This window comes from Prevotella sp. P5-108, assembly GCF_002251385.1.
Lineage (GTDB): Bacteria > Bacteroidota > Bacteroidia > Bacteroidales > Bacteroidaceae > Prevotella.
Genome location: NZ_NPJJ01000063.1, coordinates 12,866 through 35,010, shown reverse-complemented (window position 1 = coordinate 35,010; position 22,145 = coordinate 12,866). Strand labels below are relative to the sequence as shown.

Genomic DNA, 22,145 nt, shown 5'->3' with positions numbered 1-22,145 from the left:
GTTAATACTTTTTTCTTTTACGAGCCAGCTCTTCTCTCTGTTTCTGCAGCTCGGCCTGCTGTTCCTGCATAGCCTGCAGGCGTGCAGCCAGACCTTTCATCTTCTGAGGGTTGTTCTGGTTCTCCTTGTAGCGTGCTTCAAGGATAGCAAGCAGTTTCTCATCATTGGTGGTCTTGCGGAGGGTCCACATGATGGCAGCCGAGAAGAAGAGGCTGACAAAATAGTAGAAGTTAAGACCCGACGAGTAGTCGTTGAAGATGAAGAAGAACATGACAGGCATGAGGAACATCATCCACTGCATCACCTTCATCTGTTCGGCTTGCTGGCCTACCATCTGGTCGCGCTGCTGACGCATAGTCATCCACGAGTAGAGCAGGTTGGCTACGCAGAAAAGTATACAGGTGAGCGAGAGGTGGTCACCTATGATGGGCAGATTGGTGCCCCATTCGAAGATGGGGTCATAGGTTGAAAGGTCACTCATCCACAGGAAACTCTGACCACGCAGCTGAATGGCGTTGGGCACGAAGTTGAACATGGCAATCCAGATTGGCATCTGTATGAGCATAGGCAGACAGCCCGACAATGGACTTACGCCATATTTGGCATACTCTGCCATCATAGCTTGCTGCTTCTGCATCTGGTCTTCGGGCTTGTCAAATTTGGCGGTGGCAGCTTCGAGTTTCGGTTTGAGTACACGCATCTTGGCGCTGCTCATGTAGCTCTTTTTTACCATTGGGAAGGTGATTACCTTCAGTAACAGTGTGATGAGAATGAGTACCACTCCCATGGGGAAGAGCTTGGACAGCCAGTCGAAAACATAAATGGTGAACCAGCGGTTGATGATGCGGAAGAGAGGCCAGCCAAGGTAAACCAGACGCTGGAGCTCGAGGTCCTTGCCGAAGGTGCTTTGCTCCTCTACATTCTGCAAGAGACGGAAGTCATTCGGGCCATAATAGAACTCAAACTCTGATGGCTGCTTGCCTGTTGGGTCAAAGAACGACTTCATCTTGGCCTGATAGCTCTTCAGATAGCCATCGCCAGACTTTTTGTCATAAGGGATGGAAGTCATAAGAGCGTTGGGCTGGAAATCGTTTTTGGCAATCATCACAGCCGAGAAGAACTGGTTCTTGAAGGCAACCCAGTCTATACGTTCTTCAATGGGCTTGTCGATTTTTTCTGATGTCTCGCTCAGATAATCGGTGCCACCTTCGCTTTCGTGGTAGGTCAGGGTAGCGTATCTGTTTTCAAAGTTGAAGCCCTTCTCCTGCTGACGGCATTTCTCCTGCCAGTTGATATCCATTGTGGAGGTATTGGGGGCGAAGAGTCCGGCCATGCCCTCTACGCTAAGACGCATGTGGAGCATATAGTCCTTGCCGAGCAGATAGCTCAGCACGATGTTCTTGCCGGCTGCAGCTTCGGCGGTGAACACGACGGTAGAGTCGGTGAGCGCCGATACGTTGAAATACAGGTCCTGGGTAGAGATATTGGTCTCCTTGGCCACCAAGGTATAATTGAGTGACTGTTCGTTCTTGTCAAACAGCACAACGTCGTTCTTCTCCTTGATGTTGTCCTTGTAACCCTTAATCACGGCTTTTTCTACCGTTGCGCCCTTGGTGTTGAAGGTCAGTTCTACATGCTTGTTCTTAAGTACCACGTTCTGCGCAGTACCTTTGAGGGCGTTATGAAATAGTGCAGTACTGTCTTCGAGGGTCTGCTGCAACGCGCGTTCGCGTTGAGCTTTTACGGCATCTTTCTCGGCTTTGGCAGCCTTGTCCTTGGCGGCTTCCTGTTGGGCGAGCTGTTCCTGCTGAGCCTTAATCTCTTCTTCAGAGGGCTGGCTCCACCAGGTAAACCCGATAAACAGCAGCGCTATGAGCACAATGCCGGTAATTGTATTTTTGTCCATGTCTTATTTCTTGTTCTTTATTGCGTGTTTAACGAAATCTACGAAGAGTGGATGTGGCTTCAGCACTGTGCTTTGATACTCTGGGTGATACTGGGTACCAATGTACCACTTCAGTCCAGGTATCTCTACCACCTCTACAAGGTCGCTTTCGGGATTGCGTCCTACACACATCATGCCAGCGCGTTCATATTCGGTAAGATACTGGTTGTTGAACTCATAGCGGTGACGGTGGCGCTCGCGGATATTCTCCTTCTTATATATATCAAATGTACGCGAACCTTGTTTAAGTATACACTCATATTGACCCAGACGCATGGTACCTCCCATATTGGTGATGTTCTTCTGCTCTTCCATGATGTCTATCACGTTGTGAGTCGTCTTCTCGTCCATCTCGCGGCTGTTGGCGTCGGCATAGCCCAGCACGTTGCGGGCAAACTCGATAACCATCATCTGCATACCCAGACAGATACCAAAGGTGGGGATGTCATGGGTGCGGGTATAGTGAGCGGCAATCAGCTTGCCCTCAATGCCACGCTGGCCGAAGCCGGGACAAATCATGATACCGTCCTGGCCTTTCAGCAGGTCGGCCACGTTGTCTTCCGTAATCTTTTCGGAGTTGATGTAGTTGATGTTTACCTTGTAGTCGTTATAGGTGCCAGCCTGTGAGAGACTCTCGCGAATACTCTTGTAGGCGTCCTGCAGGTCATACTTGCCCACCAGACCGATGTTGACAGTCTCGGTAGCTTTGGCGCGACGCTCGAGGAACTGACGCCAGGGACCCAGTGAAGGCTTCTCGCCAATGGGCTCTTCCACCTTGCGCAGGATGGCGGTGTCCAGACCTTGGTCCTGCATATATACAGGAGCCTCGTAGATGCTTGAGAGGTCTTCGCTCTGGATGACACAGTCGAAGTCGACGTTACAGAAAGCGGCAACCTTCTTTCTTAAACCCTCGTCGAGATACTTTTCGGTGCGGAGGACGAGCACGTCAGGCTGGATTCCCACGCTTTGCAGTTCCTTCACGCTATGCTGTGTGGGCTTGGTCTTAAGTTCGCCCGCAGCCTTGAGGTAGGGCACGTAGGTGAGATGCACATTGACAGCCTTCTTGCCCAATTCCCATTTCATCTGGCGGATAGCCTCCATGAAGGGCGCGCTTTCGATGTCGCCGATTGTACCACCTATCTCAGTGATGACAAAGTCATAGTGGTAGCGCAGGCCAAGCATCTTGATGTTTCGCTTGATTTCGTCGGTGATGTGAGGCACCACCTGGATAGTCTTGCCCAGATAGTCGCCACGACGCTCTTTGTCTATTACACTTTTATATATACGTCCTGTGGTCATTGAGTTGGCTTTCGTGGTCTGGATGCCAGTGAAGCGCTCATAGTGTCCCAAGTCGAGGTCGGTCTCCATACCGTCGGCCGTCACATAGCACTCTCCGTGCTCATAAGGATTCAGTGTACCCGGGTCAATGTTGATGTAGGGGTCAAACTTCTGGATGGTGATGTTGTAGCCTCTGGCCTGCAACAATTTGCCGATAGACGATGAGATGATTCCTTTGCCTAATGAAGAAACCACACCGCCTGTTACAAAAATATACTTTGTGTCTGCCACGATTGTGATAATTTAATATTTGTTCAAGTTGCAAAATTACAATAATTTGGTGAACTCTGCAAAGAAAAGGTGTTATTTTGTTCCACGCTTTTTCCCTTTTGTTCACGACTTTTGCTTTCGCGGACTTCTAAAACAAAAATTCATTGAGATTTATTTTGTATTTTTCACAGCATGCAGTAACTTTGCAAGCACAAATAGCCACTATACAATTATGAGAATTAAGTTTATTGCCATTATCCTTTTAGGTTTGCTGTGTGATGTTACGTCCGTGTCGGCCCAGTCACGACATTCGCAATCGCTGTCGTCATCGCGCCGACATGCCGCACAAGCCCAGCCGGATATGGTGACTCTCTATATGGATTCGCTGTTGCATTTCCGCGTCCACCAGGACTCTGCCCATCTCGAAGAGTTTGTGCCAACCATGACTGTGCCGGCACTGCCCAAACTGGGGATCGAGTACAAGTTGCTCTTTATGCCGACCACGTTTTATAAAGGCGTGTCCCACAACTTCTTTGATATCGACCGCGATGCCAACCTTATCGACGAGAGTCTGCTGGCGCTCTATCTCGGGCGTCCCGACCTCGTGCGCTCTACGCAGAGCCAGTTGGAGCGTGCTGGAGACATACGTAAGGCCGAGGCAATACATGTCGACCATGCTCCTGAAATCGTTGAGAAGGTAGCCCCCAAGCCCCAGGAGACAGTTGTGGCTCCCTTGGATATTGTGGTGCTGAAACCCAACTTCTGGACATACTCCGGCGACTATTATCTCCAGTTCCTGCAGAATTACATTTCTTCCAACTGGTACAAAGGTGGTGAAAGCAACTACTCGATGGTAGGTTCGATAACCCTCAATGCCAATTACAACAACAAGCAGAAGGTGAGATGGGACAACAAACTTGAGATGAAGTTGGGATTCCAGACCTCCAGACAGGATACGTTGCACACCATGCGAGTAAGCGAGAACTTGCTGCGTCTGACGAGCAAGTTGGGATTGCAGGCATCCAGAAGCTGGTATTATACCATCCAGATGATAGCCGCTACCCAGTTCGTCAGACAGTGGAACAGTAACTCCAATGTCGTTACCACCGACTTCTTGGGCCCGTTGAATGTCAACCTCTCTGTCGGTATGGACTACAACGTCAAGTGCTTGAAGGATAGGCTTACCGGTTCCATCCACTTGGCTCCGCTGGCTTACAATTTCCGTTACGTCAACCGTCTTGAGCTCGCCTCTCGTTACGGTTTGGACGAAGGCAAGCACCAGCTGCACAACTTTGGTTCGCAGTTTACGGTCGATTTGTTGTGGAAGTTTGCCGACAACATACGTTGGAAGACCCGTCTCTATGGTTATACTACCTACGAGCGTGCCGAGCTTGAGTGGGAGAATACGTTTACCTTCCAGTTCAATAAGTATATATCCAGCAACATATTCGTTTATCCCCGTTTTGACGACGGAACCAAGCGCAGTGACCGTCATGGCTATTATCAGTTGAAGGAGTACGCCTCTTTGGGCTTCGCCTATTCCTTCTGATGATGCTTTCTTCGGCGTGCTCAGCCCCTCTGCTACTGTTGCGGTGAGCCCGCGTGCAATGTTCGCCTGCCATATTGGCAGGCGGTTACTATATATAATAGGTATTAAGACTAATGATGATGAAATCTATAGGCAGCATAATCAAGGGACATCCCACCATGACCGAGAGTACGGTCTATTCCATGTTGGTGATTTGTGGCATATCACATTTCCTCAACGATATGATTCAGTCGATTATCCCGTCTATCTATCCCATCATCAAGGACAAGTTTGAGTTCTCGTTTGCGCAGATAGGCATTATCACTCTGGTCTTTCAGATGACGTCTTCCATCCTGCAACCATTCACCGGACTCTATGCCGACAGGCATCCACGCCCCTATGCCTTGTCCGTGGGCATGTGCTTTACGTTGATAGGACTTCTGCTGTTGGCTTTTGCCGAGAATTATCTGCTCATTCTTTTGGCTGTGAGTGTGGTCGGCTTTGGTTCTTCAATCTTTCACCCCACGGCATCACGCGTAGCGCAGTTGGCATCGGGAGGAAAGAAAAGCCTGGCACAGTCTATATTCCAGGTCGGAGGCAACGGAGGTTCCGCCCTCGGCCCCTTGCTGGCTGCTGTCATCATCTTGCCTTTCGGCCAGTATGCCATATCCTGGTTCGCCCTTGCAGCACTGCTCGCCGCATTGATTATGATGCGTTTGGGAGCTTGGTATAAGGCGCGCCTGGTCTATGCCCAGCACCATCATCTGCCCACTCCGGCATTGAACGACCACATCTCCCGTGGAGCCAAGTACCGTGCCCTGGCGATACTCATTCTGCTTGTATTCTCCAAGTATTTCTATACGTCGTGTATCACGAGCTATTTCACCTTTTTTCTTATCGACAAGTTTGGTATCAGTGTACAGGCGTCGCAGATATGCTTGTTTGTATTCCTGTTGGCCTTTGCCATCGGCACCTTGGCAGGTGGCGTCTTTGGCGATAGGTATGGCCGCAAGTATGTGATATGGTTCTCCATCCTCGGAGCTGCTCCTTTCGCGATAGCCATGCCTTATGCCAGTCTGCCTTGGACCATCGTCTGCACATTTCTCTCTGGCCTCATCATCGCGTCGGCTTTCTCGTCGATTGTGGTCTATGCCACAGACCTTATGCCCGATAAGGTGGGACTTATAGCCGGCATCTTCTTCGGACTTATGTTCGGTTTGGGCGGTCTCGGCTCCGCGTTCTTCGGTTGGCTTGCCGACAGGACCAGCATCGAGTTTATCTTCCAGGTCAGCGCGTTCCTTCCCTTGTTAGGAGTCATTGCCGGCTTCCTGCCGAATACGCAGAAGAAGTAATTCGTCCATATCTTTATCAGACGGCAGCAATCCTTAGTGTAGCCGCCAGACACCATTGCCTTGCCCGTGTTCCCTGGTAGTCAGCTGGACTTTCCCGACAATCTACTGCACTTCCAAATCAGTCAGCTGCTCGTCCCTATCAGTCAGCTGCTCGTCCCCGTCAGTCAACTGCTCGTCCCCGTCAGTCTGTTGCCCTTCCAAACCAGTCATCTCCACTTCCAGGACAGTCTGCTGCTCTTCCCCGATAGTCAAATGTTCTTCCCCGATAATAGGTTGTTCTTCCGCAACATTTTGCAGTTCTTCCCCGACAACCTAAAGGTGTTTAGCCCAAAGTTGATTTCAAACTGCGAATTTGTCAAATCAAACTCAGCAACGTATAACTCAAACTTTTAATTCCGCATTTCCCGCTCCGCCTTCATCCCTAACGCCATCTCCAGCGCTATCAGTAGATTTCGTACCCTTTACGGTATCAAGGCTACGGCATCGTCAGTAGCGCCAAATGATGTGTTTGCACATATACATTCTTCATCATTGAGTCCGACTGTTACCAACCCCACTTTGCGTACATCCTCGAGGCGAATATGTGTTCCAATAGTAATGCTTGTGATGACAAGGGTACAAAAAAATCCCTGTGACATAGAAGTCACAGGGATAAACTTATGTTTGAAAAATGTATAGCTCGTGATTTACTTCTTGTTGAGAGCCAGGTCGATAGCTACAGCGATAGCCACTGTTGCACCTACCATTGGGTTGTTACCAATACCCAAGAAGCCCATCATCTCTACGTGGGCAGGAACTGAAGAAGAACCTGCGAACTGAGCGTCAGAGTGCATACGGCCGAGAGTATCAGTCATACCGTAAGAAGCGGGACCTGCAGCCATGTTGTCTGGGTGCAGTGTACGGCCGGTACCACCACCTGAAGCTACAGAGAAGTAAGGCTTGCCAGCGAGCACGCGCTCCTTCTTGTAAGTTCCGGCTACGGGGTGCTGGAAGCGTGTGGGGTTGGTAGAGTTACCAGTGATTGAAACGTCTACATCCTCGCTCCAGTTGATAGCAACACCCTCGCGTACATCGTCAGCACCATAGCAGTTAACCTTGGCACGAGGACCGTCGCTGTAAGGAATGCGCTTTACAACCTCGAGCTTGCCACTGTAGTAGTCAAACTTGGTCTGTACGTATGTGAAACCGTTGATACGGCTGATAATCTGGGCAGCGTCCTTGCCAAGACCGTTGAGGATGACGCGGAGAGGATTCTTGCGAACCTTGTTGGCCATCTCGGCAATCTTGATAGCACCCTCGGCAGCAGCGAAAGACTCGTGGCCAGCCAAGAAAGCGAAGCACTGTGTCTCCTCACGGAGCAGACGGGCGGCGAGGTTGCCATGGCCGAGACCTACCTTGCGGTCATCAGCTACAGAACCGGGAATGCAGAAGCTCTGCAGACCGATACCGATGGCCTCGGCTGCATCAGCAGCTGTCTTAACACCCTTCTTGATGGCGATAGCGGCACCACAAACGTATGCCCACTTAGCATTCTCGAAGCAGATACGCTGAGTCTCTTCGCACATCAGATAAGGATCAACACCAGCCTCTTCGCAGATCTGATTAGCCTCTTCTACGCTACTGATACCATTTGCATTCAGAGCAGCCAGCACCTGCTTCTCGCGGCGCTCCTGGCTTTCATAACTTACTTTTCTAATCATAGTTGTGTATCTCCTTATTCTTTACGTGGATCAATTGATTTAACAACACCCTGCTCAGCAGTTGTACGACCGTAGCGGCCAGTGAACTTCTTCACAGCCTCGTTGGCGTCCATACCGTCCTTGATGGCTTCCATCATCTTGCCGAGGTGTACATATTCGTAACCGCATACCTGGCTGTCCTTGTCAAGGAACATCTTGGTGATGTAACCCTCGGTGAGCTCGAGATAGCGAGTACCCTTGGCAACGGTACCATAGAGAGTACCAGTCTGTGAGCGCAGACCCTTGCCCAGGTCCTCGAGACCGGCACCGATAACGAGACCACCCTCAGAGAAGGCGCTCTGGCTGCGGCCATAGACAATCTGGAGGAAGAGCTCACGCATAGCTGTGTTGATGGCATCACAAACGAGGTCAGTGTTCAGAGCCTCGAGGATGGTCTTGCCAGGCAGAATCTCAGAAGCCATAGCAGCTGAGTGGGTCATACCAGTACAGCCGATGGTCTCAACGAGACATTCCTGGATAACGCCTTCCTTGATGTTCAGAGACAGCTTGCAAGCACCCTGCTGAGGAGCACACCATCCCACACCGTGAGTGTAACCTGAGATATCCTTAATCTCTTTGGCTTGAATCCATTTTCCCTCTTCGGGGATTGGAGCTGGTCCGTGGTTCGGGCCTTTGGCGACAACGCACATGTTGTCAACTTCCTTTGAATAAATCATGTTGTTCAAAAATAAATATAAAGTACTGTTACTTATTCACGCTTGTCAAGGGCGATACGTTGGTCACGGGCATCCCCTTTTTCAAGCGCAAAGTTATAAAAAACTAAACAAACTACCTAATAATGATGAGGGTTTTTTGTTCTGCCTCATGATTTTTTAGATACCTCAATGGCAAATGCTGCCGTTTTGTCATTCTGAGTTGGCAAACATGACCGCCGCAAGTCAAATCTCAAGGGCAAACACTATTTTCTTGTACCTTACATATTCTTTTTCCGTTTTTTTTGTCTAATTTTGCATCATTATGATAGTAAAAGTCAAAGACGCCGCTCTGGCCAAAGCTGCCGGCGAAGGCATGGATGAGTTTGTGCAGGTAATAGTGGATGCCACCTATGAGGCTATCGGTGGAGAACTTACAGCCGAGACAATGGGGATGCTCAATGCCGACCAGATTACGCTGCTGGCATATATTGCCATGCGCGAAGAAATGATGGATGGTGGCTTTGTCCAGCTTATCCACAACGGTTGGGGACACTTTATCTTCCACAATCCGTTTGACAAGGCTGTGCGTGGTTGGGGGTTGCCTGAACTGTGCAGTCTTATACGCCGTGCGCACAAACTCTATTCCAAGTATCATGAAGAGATAGAGCGTGAGTGTGACGACGACGAGTTTATGGCCATGTTTGAGCGCTTCCCCGAGTTTGACGACCTTGATGACAAGTTTGTTGAGGGCGAAGAGGGATTCACTTCTGCCATAGCCCACTATGTGGATGAGCATCTGGACCGTTTCTGCGAGATAGAGGCTTGACAGATGGCGGTAACGAGTAAGAAAGGAGAATGAAAAAATGAACAAACAAGAACAGGATATACGCAAGAAGAGCCCTGTGCAGATACGCAACAAGAAAGCCTCGTTTGAGTATTTCTTCGTTGATACCTATACGGCAGGCATGGTACTCACCGGTACGGAGATTAAGTCTATACGTGCCGGCAAGGCTTCGCTTGTCGATAGCTACTGTGTGATAGACCGTGGGGAAATATGGGTCAAGGGTATGAACATCAGCCCTTATTTCTATGGCTCTTTTTCCAATCACGAGGCTAAGGGTGACCGCAAACTTCTGCTCAAGAAGCGCGAGATACGTCATCTCGAGGCCGCTGCCAAGGATGTGGGTTTTACCATCGTCCCTATTTTGATTTTCATCGACGAGCACGGTAGAGCCAAGATGGATATCGCCCTTGCCCGAGGTAAGAAAGAGTTTGACAAACGCCAGACTCTCAAGGAAAAGGAAGACCGTCGGGAGATGGATCGTGTAAGAAAACATTTCTAATTGATTTTATTTGAGACAGGAGTAGGCCGAGGCGTATTCCTGTCAGATTGTTTATGGATATAAGCCAACTTGTCAAGCAACGCATACTGATACTCGATGGTGCCATCGGCACGATGATACAAGGCTACGGTCTCTCGGAAGGCGACTTCCGCGGAAGGTTGGACTTGCGCGATGATGTACTGTATGCAGGCAACAATGATATGCTGTGTCTTACCCGTCCCGATATCGTGCAGGATATTCACCGGCGCTATCTTGAGGCTGGTGCAGACATGATAGAAACCAATACTTTCTCTTCGCAGCGTATATCCCAGGCCGATTACCACTTGGAGCATCTGTCGGGGGAGATGGCGTTGGCCGGTGCCCGGCTTGCCCGTGAGATGGCTGACCGCTATGCAACGGCAGAGCACCCTCGGTTTGTACTGGGCTCGATAGGTCCCACCAACCGCACGTGCTCGATGTCGCCGGATGTGGCTGACCCTGCTGCACGTGACCTTGACTATGACACACTGCTTGACGCCTATATGGAGCAAGTCGATGCCTTGGCTGAGGGTGGGGTAGACGCGTTTCTGATAGAGACAATATTTGACACCCTCAATGCCAAGGCGGCCATGGATGCTGCGGTGAGCGTGATGGAGCGCCGTGGCATAGAACTGCCCATCATGCTGAGTGTGACGGTGAGCGACCTGGCTGGTCGCACGCTGAGCGGACAGACGCTCGATGCCTTCTTGGCGAGCATCAGTTCGTATCCGGTATTTTCAGTCGGACTGAACTGCTCGTTCGGTCCATCTCAAATGAAACCGTATCTGGAGGAGCTCGCCCGCAAGTCACCTTATTATATATCAGCTTACCCCAATGCCGGTTTGCCCAACTCTATGGGACTATACGACGAGACTGCCGACACTATGGCTCCCAAGATAGGCGCTCTGATAGATGAAGGCATACTCAATATCGTCGGTGGCTGCTGTGGTACCGATGACCATTTTATCGCCCGCTACGTGGAACTTGCTCGTGGCAAGCAGCCCTATGTCCCCTGCGATAGAAGTGAATATCTGCAACTGAGTGGACTGGAGCCGCTGGAGGTTCGGCAGGGTATGTTTGTCAATGTCGGCGAACGCTGCAATGTGGCTGGCTCTCGCAAGTTTCTCAGACTTGTCAAGGAGAAGAACTACGAAGAGGCGCTCACGATAGCCCGCCACCAGGTAAGTGACGGTGCTATGGTGGTAGACGTCAATATGGATGATGCCCTCCTTGATGCTGAAGCCGAGATGAGCCATTTCCTGCGGCTATTGGCATCGGAACCCGACGTGGCACGCGTTCCGGTGATGATTGACTCGTCGAAATGGAATGTCATCCTTGCTGGCCTCAAGTGTTGTCAGGGAAAGTCGGTGGTCAATTCCATCTCGCTGAAGGAAGGAGAGGATGTGTTTGTCAGCCACGCCAAGGATGTCAAGCGCTTCGGTGCAGCCGTGGTAGTCATGTGCTTCGACGAAGAGGGCCAGGCTACTACCTATGAGCGGCGTATCGAGATAGCTCAGCGCGCTTATCACATTCTGACGGAGCAGGTGGGCATGAATGCGTGTGACATCATCTTTGACCCCAACATACTCTCGATAGCTACGGGGCTGGAAGAGCACGACCGATATGCTCTGGACTTCATCCGTGCTACCCGATGGATAAAGGAAAATCTGCCAGGAGCCCACGTAAGTGGCGGAGTGAGCAATCTGAGTTTCTCCTTCCGTGGCAACAACTATATCCGTGAAGCTATGCATGCCGTCTTCCTCTATCATGCCATTCAGGCTGGTATGGATTTTGGTATTGTCAATCCCTCTACGCGTATCACCTATCAGGATATCCCCGAAGACCATCTGCGTATTATAGAAGATGTAGTGCTCTGCCGCCGTAAGGGAGCTGCGGAAGACCTCATTGAACTGGCTGCCCGTCTGAAGCAGGAGCAGGATGCGCTCAAGGCCGGTGGCGCTTTGCCGTCAGCCAATGTGCAGCAAGAGGCTTGGCGAAAGGAACAGCTGGAAGCCCGTCTGCAATATGCACTGCGCAAGGGCATAGGCGATTATCTGGCTGAAGATTTGGCAGAAGCCCTTGAGAAATATCCACGGGCTGTGCAGATAATAGAGGGGCCGCTGATGGATGGAATGTCGGAGGTAGGCAGGCTGTTCGGTGAAGGCAAGATGTTTCTGCCACAGGTCGTGAAGACGGCACGTACAATGAAACAGGCTGTGTCTATACTCCAACCGCATATCGAAGCGGAACGTGACGAGAACCAGACATCGGCAGGGCGGGTAATCTTGGCTACTGTCAAGGGAGATGTACACGATATCGGCAAGAATATTGTTGGCGTGGTGATGGCGTGCAACAATTACGAAGTAATCGACCTCGGTGTGATGGTGCCTGCCGACCAGATAGTGAGCAAGGCTATCGAACTCAAGGCAGACATCATTGGCCTGTCGGGACTTATCACGCCGTCACTGGAAGAGATGGTCTGTGTGGCCCACGAGATGGAGCGGGCGCACCTGGATATACCTATAATGATAGGCGGTGCTACCACCTCAGAGATGCATGTTGCCCTCAAGGTGGCTCCGGTCTATGACGGTCCGGTGGTGTGGATGAAGGATGCATCGCAAAACTCGCTCGCAGCTGCGCGTCTGCTTAATCGTGAAGAGCGTGAGGCGTATAAGGCGGAGCTGGACCATCGCTATGATGAACTTCGGAAGAGTTATCACGATGAGCAGCAGAGACTCTTGTCTATAGACGATGCACGGCGGCAAAAGTTGTCATTGTTCGACAGTCACAGTGATAAAAAATAGCCTTATCTTTGGCAGTTTCTTGATTTTGAAGTAATTTTGCAGTGATTTAATAACATAGGATATGTTTCATAAGAAAAGACGTTGGCACTGTCTGTCTGGACAGGAGCCTACTGAACTTGATAAAAAGGTAATGTATTGGGAGCAGAAAGGAAAGCTGGTGCCAACCCGCGATTTGATTAAGACTCCCGAACAGATAGAAGGCATACGCCGTAGCGGTGTGGTCAATACGGGCTGTCTTGACGAAGTGGCCCGCCAGATACATGCAGGTATGAATACGCAGGAAATTGACGATATCTGTATGCAGTATTGCAAGGACCACAATGCCATCCCAGCCTGTCTGGGCTATGAGGGCTTTCCCAAGAGCGTATGTACTTCAATCAATGAGGTTGTGTGTCATGGTATCCCTAAGGAGGAAGATGTCCTGGAAGAGGGGGATATTGTCAATGTCGATATGACAACTATTGTGGATGGCTATTATGCCGATGCTTCACGTATGTTTGTTATCGGTAAGACTACGCCTGAAAAGGAACGTCTCGTGCGTGTTGCCCGTGAGTGTCTCGAGGCAGGTATGGAGGCTGCCAAGCCTTATTGCTTTGTCGGGGATATAGGCCATGCAGTGCAGCGTCATGCCGAGAAAAATGGCTATAGCGTGGTGCGCGACTTGTGTGGACATGGTGTGGGCCTGAAATTCCATGAGGAGCCCGAGGTGGTGCATTATGGCCATCGCGGTCAGGGTATGTTGATTGTGCCTGGCATGGTGTTTACCATCGAGCCCATGATTAATATGGGAACCTATGAGGTGTTTATAGATGCGGATGATCCTTATGAGTGGGAGGTTATTACTGGTGACGAACTGCCCTCTGCACAATGGGAGCATACATTCGTAATGACAGAGAATGGCGTCGAGATACTTACTTATTAAATCTGCATGATATGAGCGATATATATATATTAGGTATAGAGTCTTCGTGTGATGATACCTCGGCAGCTGTGTTGCGCAACGGAGTGTTGCTGAGCAATGTCACCGCTTCGCAAGAGGTGCATCGAGCTTATGGAGGCGTGGTTCCTGAGTTGGCTTCGCGTGCCCATCAACAGAATATAGTCCCGGTTGTGGACCAAGCTCTTCACCGTGCTGGTATTACCAAGGAACAACTGTCAGCCATCGCGTTTACCCGTGGCCCAGGATTGATGGGGTCATTGTTGGTAGGTGTCAACTTCGCAAAGGGATTGTCACGTGCTTTGGATATACCTCTGATAGATGTCAACCATCTTCAGGGACATGTTATGGCTCATTTTATCAAGGAGAGCGATGATGATACCTCCTGTCCGCCGCTGCCATTCCTTTGTCTGTTGGTGTCAGGTGGTAACTCTCAGATTGTACTTGTCCGTGCCTACAATGATATGGAGGTATTGGGGCAAACTATCGATGATGCTGCTGGAGAGGCCATAGACAAATGCTCAAAGGTTATGGGTCTGGGTTATCCTGGAGGGCCTATAATCGACCGTCTCGCACGCCAAGGCAATCCCAAGGCATATCAGTTCTCCGAACCTCATATCCCTGGGCTGGACTATAGTTTCTCAGGTCTGAAAACATCGTTCTTATATAATCTGCGTAAATGGATAGAAGATGAGCCCGACTTTGTGGAAAATCATAAAGAGGATATTGCCGCCAGTCTCGAAGCTACAATCGTAGATATACTGATGATCAAACTGCGCAAGGCTGTACGGCAGACAGGCATAACCCATGTGGCTGTTGCTGGCGGCGTTTCTGCCAATACCGGTCTTCGCAATGCTTTTGAGGAACATGCCCGTCGTTTTGGTTGGACCATCTATATTCCTCGGTTCAGTTATACCACCGACAATGCTGCTATGATTGCCTGTGTCGGCACCTTCAAATATCGTGACCATGATTTTGCCGATATATCTCTGCCGGCTTTCAGTAAAGTGACGTTTGAGTAAGTATTGATTATCAACCCATAAATATAATATATAGTGGAATTAGAAAGCAAAATACTCAGCAAGGAAATACTGCAGTATCTCTATGCTGGAGGAAAGACACTGGGAACCGCCGAGAGTTGTACAGGTGGTCGTATTGCCCAAGTGATTATAGCGGTACCTGGTGCCAGTAATTATTTCAAAGGTGGTATCGTTTCATACAGCAATGACGTCAAGGAACGTCTGCTTCATGTCGATTCCAAATTGATAGAAGAACAGACAGCTGTGTGTCAAGGAGTGGCAGAAGCTATGGTCAAAGGGGCTTGCGATTCCTTGGAGTGTGATTATGCTATCGCTGCTACTGGTATCGCTGGTCCTGGTGGCGGCACTTCACAGATACCTGTAGGTACAATTTGGATTGGATATGGTTCTAAAGACGATGTGCGTACGCTCAAGATAGAAGAGGATAATGGTCGTGACATTAATATAGCCAAGGCAACCAATATTGCTTTGCGTCTTTTCCTCGACTATTATAAGGAGAAGAACCCCATCGTTGATGATGCGGATGCCGAAGAGGTAAAGTAAGCCCATGTCTATGAGTATCACCATCGTGGATGCAAAAACAATAAAAAACCTTAATTTTGAAAAAGTTTAGGGATTTATTTTGTTTATTCCGAAAAAAATTGTAATTTTGCACCCTGTTTGGAATAAGTATCTAATTAAGAATCAAAAATTAAGGATAGAAATGTCTAAGATTTGTCAAATCACAGGTAAGAAGGCACAGTTAGGTTGCAATGTGTCTCACTCAAAGCATCGCACAAAGCGCAGCTTTGACGTTAACCTTTTCAGCAAGAAGTTCTTCTATGTAGAGGAGAATTGCTGGATTAGCCTGAAGATTAGTGCCGCTGGTCTGCGCCTTATCAATAAGGTTGGACTTGACGCCGCTCTTAAGATGGCTGTACAGAATGGTTACTGCGACTGGAAAGATATCAAGGTAATCGCCGAGGGTAACAATGTAGATTAATTTTAAGGTTAGGAGATATAACAAATGGCAAAGAAAGCTAAAGGTAACAGAGTTCAAGTCATTCTCGAATGCACCGAGATGAAGAACAGTGGTCTGCCAGGAACAAGCCGTTACGTGACTACCAAGAACCGTAAGAATACTCCTGAGCGCCTTGAGTTGAAGAAGTATAATCCCATCCTGAAGAAGATGACTCTTCATAAGGAGATTAAGTAATAGGAGATTTAAGCAATGGCAAAAAAAGCGGTAGCTACCTTGCACGAAGGTTCAACTGACGGACGTGCATATACCAAGGTAATCAAGATGGTTAAGAGCCCCAAGACTGGTGCTTACGTTTTTGATGAGCGCATGGTTCCTAATGAGGATGTTAAAGCTTACTTCAAGGACTAATATCGGATAATTACGATAACAATATGGATAGAGCTGTAAGACAAGTTGCTTACAGCTCTTTTTTTGTCCCTAAGTTTCAGACGGATTGTTAGCGTATTCTTGTTATGCGTGGTGAATATAGTTGGTCGGTTTGGGGTTGCTAATCCGTTTTTTCGTTGATTGTTGGGTTATAGAGTGAAGGCTTTATGAATATGCTAATGATTGAAGATGTTGTAGACCATTCATGAGCAAACATGCTATCCGGAGGTAGATTGTGTATGTTTCCTCTTATACCGACTGTTGTTGTCGTTATTATAGGTACTTTTGGAGGCGCGCTGGTTGTTAGTTGCCTTCTTGTCTTTTGTGACATGCTCACGTAGTGTTTGATACGTGTCTACGTGATGTTTGATGCGTGCCTACGTGTCATTTGATACGGGCTTGCAATGTGGCTCAAGACAGCTCTGTGGCATAGTTGTGTTTATTGGTATGTGTCGTTGTGAGTCGTAGCAAGAGTGTGGTTAATCAATTTATCGGCTATTTAGCTGTCGCTTAGTGGCAATAAAAAAGGAGAATAATGTGACTTAATCTCCTTGATTGGGTTATATTTCAAATCGTCTTTTATCTTATTCTGTCTGCCGAACGCACAAGCCTTTCGTCATCCAAAATTCCTTTTCTTGCCAAAAGGTAGCAACCTATAGCGAGAGCGGGAAGCAGCGCAGTGATGTTGATATGGAATGTGCCCATTTTGCTGAATGTGGTTAGGATGGACATAGCATAATAGGCATACCATATTATATTAATGATCACAGCAACCATACACATCTTAGCCTGCTTCTTGCGTGTCTTGTACATGGCGATAGCCATAATTGCCACGGGATATGTGCATAGCATAATGGCGAACAAGGGCCATGAACAGTAGCTGATATTATCTCCTTTTACGAATAATGAATATATACTCATTTCTGTTCCCATACCTTGGGGCTCGATAGTGCCAAGGGGAAAGGTAGAGCAGATGACGGAGACAATAATGGCGAGAAGCAGAAATAATGTTTGTTTGCGTTGTAGCATTATTCGTCTTCCTTTTCTTGTGATGGATCACGCCAGTAGATATTGCCGTCAACAAACTCTTGTGTGGCGAGAAGTGTCGGCTTGGGTAATTTTTCATAGTAGCGTGATATTTCTATCTGCTCTCTGTTTTCAAACACCTCTTCCAGTGTGTCTGTATATGAAGCAAATTCTTGAAGCTTTTTATTCAAATCTTGTTTGATTTCTGCAGCAATCTGATTTGAACGCTTTGAGATGATAGCAACGCTCTCGTAGATGTTGCCAGTCTCTTCGCAAAGATCCATAATGTTGCGAGTTACGGTGTTAACCGGGGCTTTTGATTTCTTGTAATCCATTTCTAATTATTAAAAATATTAATAAGTCATTGTTTTTTATCTGTCGAACGTTGGGATGTTTTCGTCGTTGATATGTGCCTTGATGTATTCCTTGCACTTTGCAATGTATTTCTCCGCAGTGGCACGCTCTTTTGAATCTGGGTATTCATTGATGAAACCATAGCATTCGTCTTCTGCATCTTGATAACGCTCAAGTTGCTTTGATGCCACGCTCTGCTGAGCCAACTCATATTTGCTTTTCATGAGCAAAGTGGCAAATTCTTCTCTGAGCTTGCTATAGGGATAATCTTTTAGTGCGTTTTGCGCCGTAATAATGCAAGCCTCGTAGTTGTTCTCACCAGGACCGCAATTTCCGAAATATGGACCGAGGTCATAATAAAGCTGGGCGTTATACAATTCTTTGCGAACCAATTTGTCCTGCAATTCAAAGAGGCGCTGCTGGGCGCTGGCTTTGTGCTTGGCGTCTGGATAAAGGTCGAGGTATTCCTGGAAAGAAGATATAGCTGAAACTGTTGCCGACTGGTCGAGTCGTGGTTCAGGTGTGCTTTCGTATAGGCTTTGACCTATATAAAACTCGGCATTCTCTGCAAAATCACCTTTGGGGTATGACGAGTAATAACGCTTGAAAGTGGCAGCCGCTCCTTCATAGTCTTTACTGTTGTATTGGGCCATCGCAAGCATATAAAGGCTTTCTTGCGCATTCTCAGTTCCCTTGAGTACTACTATCAAGTCGGTCAGCAAAGTTGTAGTGCGTGTCCACTTGCCTTTAGCAAAGCATTCTTTGGCATATTCGTACTTATATGGAACATTGTTGGTCGTGTAGACCTTGTTGAATTCGTTAGCGCATCCTGTAAAAAGGAGTGCTGCGATTATAGCAGCAAAATGTATTTTGTTCATAATCAAAAAATTGTCATGCAAAATTACAATTATTTCCTCTATGGGCAAAGTAAAAAATACAATTTTTAGGAAAAAAACTCTATTATTAGAGATAGTGGTGACATTTTTTATTTAATTTTGCAATTATGAATTATGATTTGGTATCAGATTATGCTCCCACGGGCGATCAGCCCCATGCGATAGAGCAACTTACTGAAGGTATAGACCGCGGTGACAAAGCCCAGGTTTTATTGGGTGTGACGGGATCGGGAAAGACCTTTACGATAGCCAATGTTATCAAGAATGTGAACAAGCCGACCCTGATATTAAGCCATAACAAGACTCTTGCAGCTCAATTGTATCAAGAGATGAAGGGTTTCTTTCCTCATAATGCCGTTGAATATTATGTCTCTTATTATGATTATTATCAGCCCGAAGCCTATCTTCCCTCCACTGATACTTATATCGAGAAAGACTTGGCTATCAACGAAAACATTGACAAACTTCGGCTGAGTGCAGTTAGTGCATTGCTCTCAGGAAGGCGCGACGTAGTGGTGGTGTCTTCCGTGTCGTGTATCTATGGTATGGGCGGACCTGCTTCCATGACCAACAGCATTGTTTCGGTGAAGCGCGGCGAGGTTAAGGACCGCAATGTCTTTTTGCGGCAGTTGGTGGATGCACTATATATTAGAAATGATGTTGATTTGGCGCGAGGTTCCTTTAGGGTAAAGGGTGATACGGTTGATGTGGCTATTGCCTATAGTGACAATATACTTCGCATCAGTTGGTGGGGAGATGAAATTGACAGCATCGAAGAACTCGACAGTGTAGACCTTCATCGGCTGGCTGACTTTGATGATTATCAGATATATCCAGCCAATATATTCGTTACATCCAAAGAGCAGGTGGATGGCGCTGTAAGGGCTATTCAGGACGATTTGGTCAAACAGATTGATTTCTTCACCCAAATTGGAGATGATATCAAAGCGCAGCGTATCAAAGAACGTGTCGAGTATGATATGGAAATGATCAAGGAACTGGGTCATTGCAGTGGAATTGAGAACTATTCCCGCTATTTTGATGGTCGTCAACCTGGCGACAAACCTTATTGCTTGCTTGACTTCTTTCCTTCAGACTATCTGATGGTTATCGATGAAAGTCATGTGACAGTTCCTCAAATCAATGCAATGTATGGAGGCGACAGAGCGCGCAAACAAAATCTGGTTGAATATGGCTTCCGCCTTCCTGCAGCTTTCGACAATCGTCCGTTGCGTTTTGAGGAGTTCCAAGAGATGACCAACCAGGTCATTTATGTCTCTGCTACCCCTGCTGATTATGAACTCATGGAGTCGGAGGGTGTTGTGGTCGAGCAGATAATACGTCCCACGGGGCTGTTGGACCCTGAAATTGAGGTCCGGCCGAGTGAGAACCAGATAGACGACCTGTTGGATGAAATCCTTACGCGCACCAGTCGTCATGAGCGTGTACTCATCACTACCCTTACCAAGCGTATGGCAGAAGAACTTACCGAATATCTTCTGAATCATGATGTGCGTGCCAACTACATTCATAGCGACGTAGCTACTCTCGATCGTGTGCAGATCATGAACGACTTGCGTGCCGGTGTCTATGACGTGCTTGTTGGCGTCAATCTGCTGCGTGAAGGTCTGGATTTGCCAGAAGTCTCACTTGTTGCCATACTTGATGCCGACAAGGAGGGATTTCTGCGTAGCCACCGCTCCCTTACCCAGACGGCAGGGCGTGCCGCTCGTAATGTCAATGGCAAAGTGATAATGTATGCTGACCATATCACCGAGAGTATGCAGCGCACGATAGATGAAACTTCAAGACGGCGCTCTATACAGATGAAATATAATGAGGACCATAATATTAAACCACAACAGATAAAGAAAGAAATCAAGCAGACATTGTCCAAGGAAAAGGCTCAGACAACGCGGCCGACAATCACCTACAAACCATACGTGGAATCGGAAGAGCCAGCATTTGCGGCGGACCCAATTATCATAAAGATGACCAAGGAGCAGTTGGAAAAATGTATAGAACGCACAACTTCACTTATGAAAGAGGCTGCAGAACAGCTTGATTTCATTCAAGCCGCCCAGTATCGTGACGAGGTCATCCGCTTGCAGAAGGAATTGGAAGAAAAATGAAATAGCTGTAGGTATAGAACTGTCAAAAAGCGTCATGTGGGCTTTTACTGTCATCGAAAGATGTTCCCCATACTGTCCTTTCAATGATGAAGATGTAAAAAATATAGTTAAATACATACATTTGTTTCACGGAAACATATCTTTTTTGTACTTTTGTCATACAAAAATATGTAAATCTTAAGATTATGAAGAAAATACTGATTGCGATTATCGCTCTTTTCCCCTTGCTGTGCTCTGCGCAGAATGTTAAGCCCTTGACGCCTGAACAGCAGTTGGAACAGGCTCAAAAGCAACTTGAAGAAGCCCAAAAGGCAGTAGAGGCAGCTAAAGCCAATGCTCAAAAAGCCAAGCAGGCAGCTGAGCAAGCCAAGGCCAAGGCTGATGCAGAAAAGGCCAAGGCCGATGCAGAGAAAAAACGCAAAGAAAAGGAGATAGCTGAGAAGCAAGCAGCGATTCAAGCTCAGATAAAAAAGGCTCAGGAAGAGGCGGCTCGGCTCAATGAAGAAGCTGAGAAACTGAATGCCGAAGCCAAGAAGATGAATGCAGAGTCATCTTCTTCAGCTCCACAGCAGAAAGTGGTGGTAACATCTGACCAGACTAAAACTGTAAAGAAGGAAAGTGTGACTCCCGCACCCAAGCAGGAAAAGCCTGCTCAGTATGGCAGTGTCAATGGATGGTCGGCGATCTCTGCTCCTACTCCAACGGTTCGTCAGGAAGTCAAGCCCGAAGTCGATGTAAATACTGAGGTGAAATATCTTGCGGGCGCGGTGCCATTGGTGGATGGCAAGGTCGTTTTTGAATTAAACCTCGATGTTCCTGGTCAGACCGCGAGTGAAATCTATGATAAGGCTTTCGAATATGTCAACAATCTTACCGTAGACGAGAATCAGAAAGATGATTCCCAGTTGCGCAGCAAGATAGCTATTGTCAATACAAACACTCACTCCATTGCCGCAAAGATGTATGAGTGGTTGGTGTTTGCCAATACCATATTGATGAGTGACAAGGCGGAGTTTTCTTATACATTGATTGTAAATTGTGCCGACGCCCATCTTAATGTGAGATTGGAGCGAATCTCTTACACCTATGAGCCCAACCGCTCGACAGGATTTACCGAATCGGCCCATAACATCATAGCCGATAAATACGCACTTAACAAGAAGCAGACAAAGGTCGTGCGTCCTTATGGCAAATTCAGAATCAAAACGATTGATCGCAAGGATGAAATCTTCAACGGATTTGTCAACCTGTTTAATTAATCCGATACATTTATGATCATTAATGATAATATCGATCACAATAACCATTTGAAGACTAAACGCCAGTTGCGACTTTTCAAGATACGTAACGTGCTGAATATCCTTTTTATGGTTATTGCGATTGTTGGTGTAGCAATCTACTTTTTGTCAAGTCACAATGTCGGCATTTATGTAATACTGG

At 47.7% G+C, this 22,145-nt stretch carries 20 protein-coding genes; 13 read left to right on the top strand and 7 right to left on the bottom strand.

From position 1 onward, the window contains the following. Position 1: 1 nt before the first annotated feature. Positions 2–1,906, bottom strand: a complete 1,905-nt coding sequence (gene yidC, locus CIK95_RS12310) for a membrane protein insertase YidC (protein WP_022311130.1) — start codon at positions 1,904–1,906, stop codon at positions 2–4. 3 nt (positions 1,907–1,909) lie between these two features. Then, entirely contained in the window at positions 1,910–3,514 is a 1,605-nt protein-coding gene (locus CIK95_RS12305; RefSeq protein WP_094467141.1) for a CTP synthase, read from the bottom strand. A gap of 211 nt (positions 3,515–3,725) precedes the next feature. Here CIK95_RS12305 and CIK95_RS12300 point away from each other — a divergent pair, with 211 nt between their 5' ends. Both CIK95_RS12300 and CIK95_RS12295 read left to right on the top strand, forming a co-directional pair. After that, positions 3,726–5,042: a DUF3078 domain-containing protein gene (locus tag CIK95_RS12300; protein ID WP_094388252.1), complete on the top strand. Its 1,317-nt coding sequence runs from the start codon at positions 3,726–3,728 to the stop codon at positions 5,040–5,042. Between the two features lie 119 nt (positions 5,043–5,161). Continuing rightward, complete coding sequence (locus tag CIK95_RS12295) at positions 5,162–6,373, top strand: MFS transporter (RefSeq protein ID WP_094467167.1); 1,212 nt, start codon at positions 5,162–5,164, stop codon at positions 6,371–6,373. Positions 6,374–7,059: 686 nt separating this feature from the next. Here the strand turns inward: CIK95_RS12295 and CIK95_RS12290 are convergent. Both CIK95_RS12290 and CIK95_RS12285 read right to left on the bottom strand, forming a co-directional pair. Beyond that, entirely contained in the window at positions 7,060–8,073 is a 1,014-nt protein-coding gene (locus tag CIK95_RS12290; RefSeq protein WP_022311125.1) for a GGGtGRT protein, read from the bottom strand. A 14-nt stretch (positions 8,074–8,087) separates the two neighbouring features. Beyond that, entirely contained in the window at positions 8,088–8,789 is a 702-nt protein-coding gene (locus CIK95_RS12285; protein ID WP_094386141.1) for an iron-sulfur cluster assembly scaffold protein, read from the bottom strand. Between the two features lie 298 nt (positions 8,790–9,087). On the opposite strand from CIK95_RS12285, the gene CIK95_RS12280 reads away from it, so the two are divergent. From CIK95_RS12280 to CIK95_RS12240, 9 genes are all read left to right on the top strand, one after another. Next, positions 9,088–9,594, top strand: coding sequence for a DMP19 family protein (locus CIK95_RS12280; RefSeq protein ID WP_094386139.1), 507 nt, complete (start codon positions 9,088–9,090; stop codon positions 9,592–9,594). Between the two features lie 37 nt (positions 9,595–9,631). Further along, positions 9,632–10,111 (top strand): SsrA-binding protein SmpB, encoded by a 480-nt coding sequence (gene smpB, locus CIK95_RS12275; protein WP_022311122.1) that lies wholly within the window; start codon positions 9,632–9,634, stop codon positions 10,109–10,111. 53 nt (positions 10,112–10,164) lie between these two features. Further along, positions 10,165–12,933 carry a methionine synthase gene (metH, locus tag CIK95_RS12270; RefSeq protein ID WP_094467140.1) on the top strand — a complete coding sequence of 923 codons (2,769 nt, stop codon included), beginning with the start codon at positions 10,165–10,167 and terminating at the stop codon, positions 12,931–12,933. Between the two features lie 61 nt (positions 12,934–12,994). Then, complete coding sequence (gene map, locus CIK95_RS12265) at positions 12,995–13,855, top strand: type I methionyl aminopeptidase (protein WP_022311120.1); 861 nt, start codon at positions 12,995–12,997, stop codon at positions 13,853–13,855. Between the two features lie 11 nt (positions 13,856–13,866). Then, positions 13,867–14,892 (top strand): tRNA (adenosine(37)-N6)-threonylcarbamoyltransferase complex transferase subunit TsaD, encoded by a 1,026-nt coding sequence (tsaD, locus tag CIK95_RS12260; RefSeq protein WP_094386134.1) that lies wholly within the window; start codon positions 13,867–13,869, stop codon positions 14,890–14,892. Positions 14,893–14,925: 33 nt separating this feature from the next. Beyond that, the gene (locus CIK95_RS12255) at positions 14,926–15,453 is read left to right on the top strand and encodes a CinA family protein (protein ID WP_094467139.1); all 528 of its coding nucleotides are present in this window, start codon (positions 14,926–14,928) and stop codon (positions 15,451–15,453) included. A gap of 160 nt (positions 15,454–15,613) precedes the next feature. Continuing rightward, positions 15,614–15,892 (top strand): 50S ribosomal protein L28, encoded by a 279-nt coding sequence (gene rpmB, locus CIK95_RS12250; RefSeq protein WP_094386223.1) that lies wholly within the window; start codon positions 15,614–15,616, stop codon positions 15,890–15,892. Positions 15,893–15,916: 24 nt separating this feature from the next. Next, on the top strand, positions 15,917–16,105 hold the full coding sequence (gene rpmG / locus CIK95_RS12245; protein WP_004370497.1) for a 50S ribosomal protein L33: 189 nt from the start codon (positions 15,917–15,919) through the stop codon (positions 16,103–16,105). A gap of 15 nt (positions 16,106–16,120) precedes the next feature. Continuing rightward, positions 16,121–16,279 (top strand): DUF4295 domain-containing protein, encoded by a 159-nt coding sequence (locus CIK95_RS12240; protein ID WP_022311116.1) that lies wholly within the window; start codon positions 16,121–16,123, stop codon positions 16,277–16,279. Positions 16,280–16,876: 597 nt separating this feature from the next. Here CIK95_RS12240 and CIK95_RS12235 read toward each other — a convergent pair. Genes CIK95_RS12235 through CIK95_RS12225 form a run of 3 tightly spaced genes read right to left on the bottom strand, consistent with a single transcriptional unit; the run spans position 16,877 to position 18,555 of the window. Further along, positions 16,877–17,326, bottom strand: coding sequence for a DUF4293 domain-containing protein (locus tag CIK95_RS12235; RefSeq protein WP_022311115.1), 450 nt, complete (start codon positions 17,324–17,326; stop codon positions 16,877–16,879). After that, complete coding sequence (locus tag CIK95_RS12230; RefSeq protein WP_022311114.1) at positions 17,326–17,658, bottom strand: DNA-directed RNA polymerase subunit omega; 333 nt, start codon at positions 17,656–17,658, stop codon at positions 17,326–17,328. Before CIK95_RS12230 ends, CIK95_RS12235 begins: the two co-directional genes overlap by 1 nt. Before the next feature lie 36 nt (positions 17,659–17,694). Then, the gene (locus CIK95_RS12225) at positions 17,695–18,555 is read right to left on the bottom strand and encodes an outer membrane protein assembly factor BamD (protein ID WP_094386220.1); all 861 of its coding nucleotides are present in this window, start codon (positions 18,553–18,555) and stop codon (positions 17,695–17,697) included. 125 nt (positions 18,556–18,680) lie between these two features. Between CIK95_RS12225 and uvrB the strand changes: the two genes are divergently transcribed. Next, entirely contained in the window at positions 18,681–20,705 is a 2,025-nt protein-coding gene (gene uvrB / locus CIK95_RS12220) for an excinuclease ABC subunit UvrB (protein WP_094467138.1), read from the top strand. Between the two features lie 185 nt (positions 20,706–20,890). Beyond that, the gene (locus CIK95_RS12215) at positions 20,891–21,964 is read left to right on the top strand and encodes a DUF4468 domain-containing protein (RefSeq protein WP_094467137.1); all 1,074 of its coding nucleotides are present in this window, start codon (positions 20,891–20,893) and stop codon (positions 21,962–21,964) included. Positions 21,965–22,145 lie beyond the last annotated feature (181 nt).

Coding starts and splice junctions, on each gene's coding strand:
- yidC (WP_022311130.1), bottom strand. CDS start 1,906: ATGGACAAAAATACAATTACCGGCATTGTGCTCATAGCGCTGCTGTTT.
- CIK95_RS12285 (WP_094386141.1), bottom strand. CDS start 8,789: ATGATTTATTCAAAGGAAGTTGACAACATGTGCGTTGTCGCCAAAGGC.
- CIK95_RS12290 (WP_022311125.1), bottom strand. CDS start 8,073: ATGATTAGAAAAGTAAGTTATGAAAGCCAGGAGCGCCGCGAGAAGCAG.
- CIK95_RS12215 (WP_094467137.1), top strand. CDS start 20,891: ATGAAGAAAATACTGATTGCGATTATCGCTCTTTTCCCCTTGCTGTGC.
- CIK95_RS12295 (WP_094467167.1), top strand. CDS start 5,162: ATGAAATCTATAGGCAGCATAATCAAGGGACATCCCACCATGACCGAG.
- rpmB (WP_094386223.1), top strand. CDS start 15,614: ATGTCTAAGATTTGTCAAATCACAGGTAAGAAGGCACAGTTAGGTTGC.
- CIK95_RS12225 (WP_094386220.1), bottom strand. CDS start 18,555: ATGAACAAAATACATTTTGCTGCTATAATCGCAGCACTCCTTTTTACA.
- map (WP_022311120.1), top strand. CDS start 12,995: ATGTTTCATAAGAAAAGACGTTGGCACTGTCTGTCTGGACAGGAGCCT.
- CIK95_RS12300 (WP_094388252.1), top strand. CDS start 3,726: ATGAGAATTAAGTTTATTGCCATTATCCTTTTAGGTTTGCTGTGTGAT.
- CIK95_RS12230 (WP_022311114.1), bottom strand. CDS start 17,658: ATGGATTACAAGAAATCAAAAGCCCCGGTTAACACCGTAACTCGCAAC.
- tsaD (WP_094386134.1), top strand. CDS start 13,867: ATGAGCGATATATATATATTAGGTATAGAGTCTTCGTGTGATGATACC.
- smpB (WP_022311122.1), top strand. CDS start 9,632: ATGAACAAACAAGAACAGGATATACGCAAGAAGAGCCCTGTGCAGATA.
- rpmG (WP_004370497.1), top strand. CDS start 15,917: ATGGCAAAGAAAGCTAAAGGTAACAGAGTTCAAGTCATTCTCGAATGC.
- CIK95_RS12235 (WP_022311115.1), bottom strand. CDS start 17,326: ATGCTACAACGCAAACAAACATTATTTCTGCTTCTCGCCATTATTGTC.
- metH (WP_094467140.1), top strand. CDS start 10,165: ATGGATATAAGCCAACTTGTCAAGCAACGCATACTGATACTCGATGGT.
- uvrB (WP_094467138.1), top strand. CDS start 18,681: ATGAATTATGATTTGGTATCAGATTATGCTCCCACGGGCGATCAGCCC.
- CIK95_RS12240 (WP_022311116.1), top strand. CDS start 16,121: ATGGCAAAAAAAGCGGTAGCTACCTTGCACGAAGGTTCAACTGACGGA.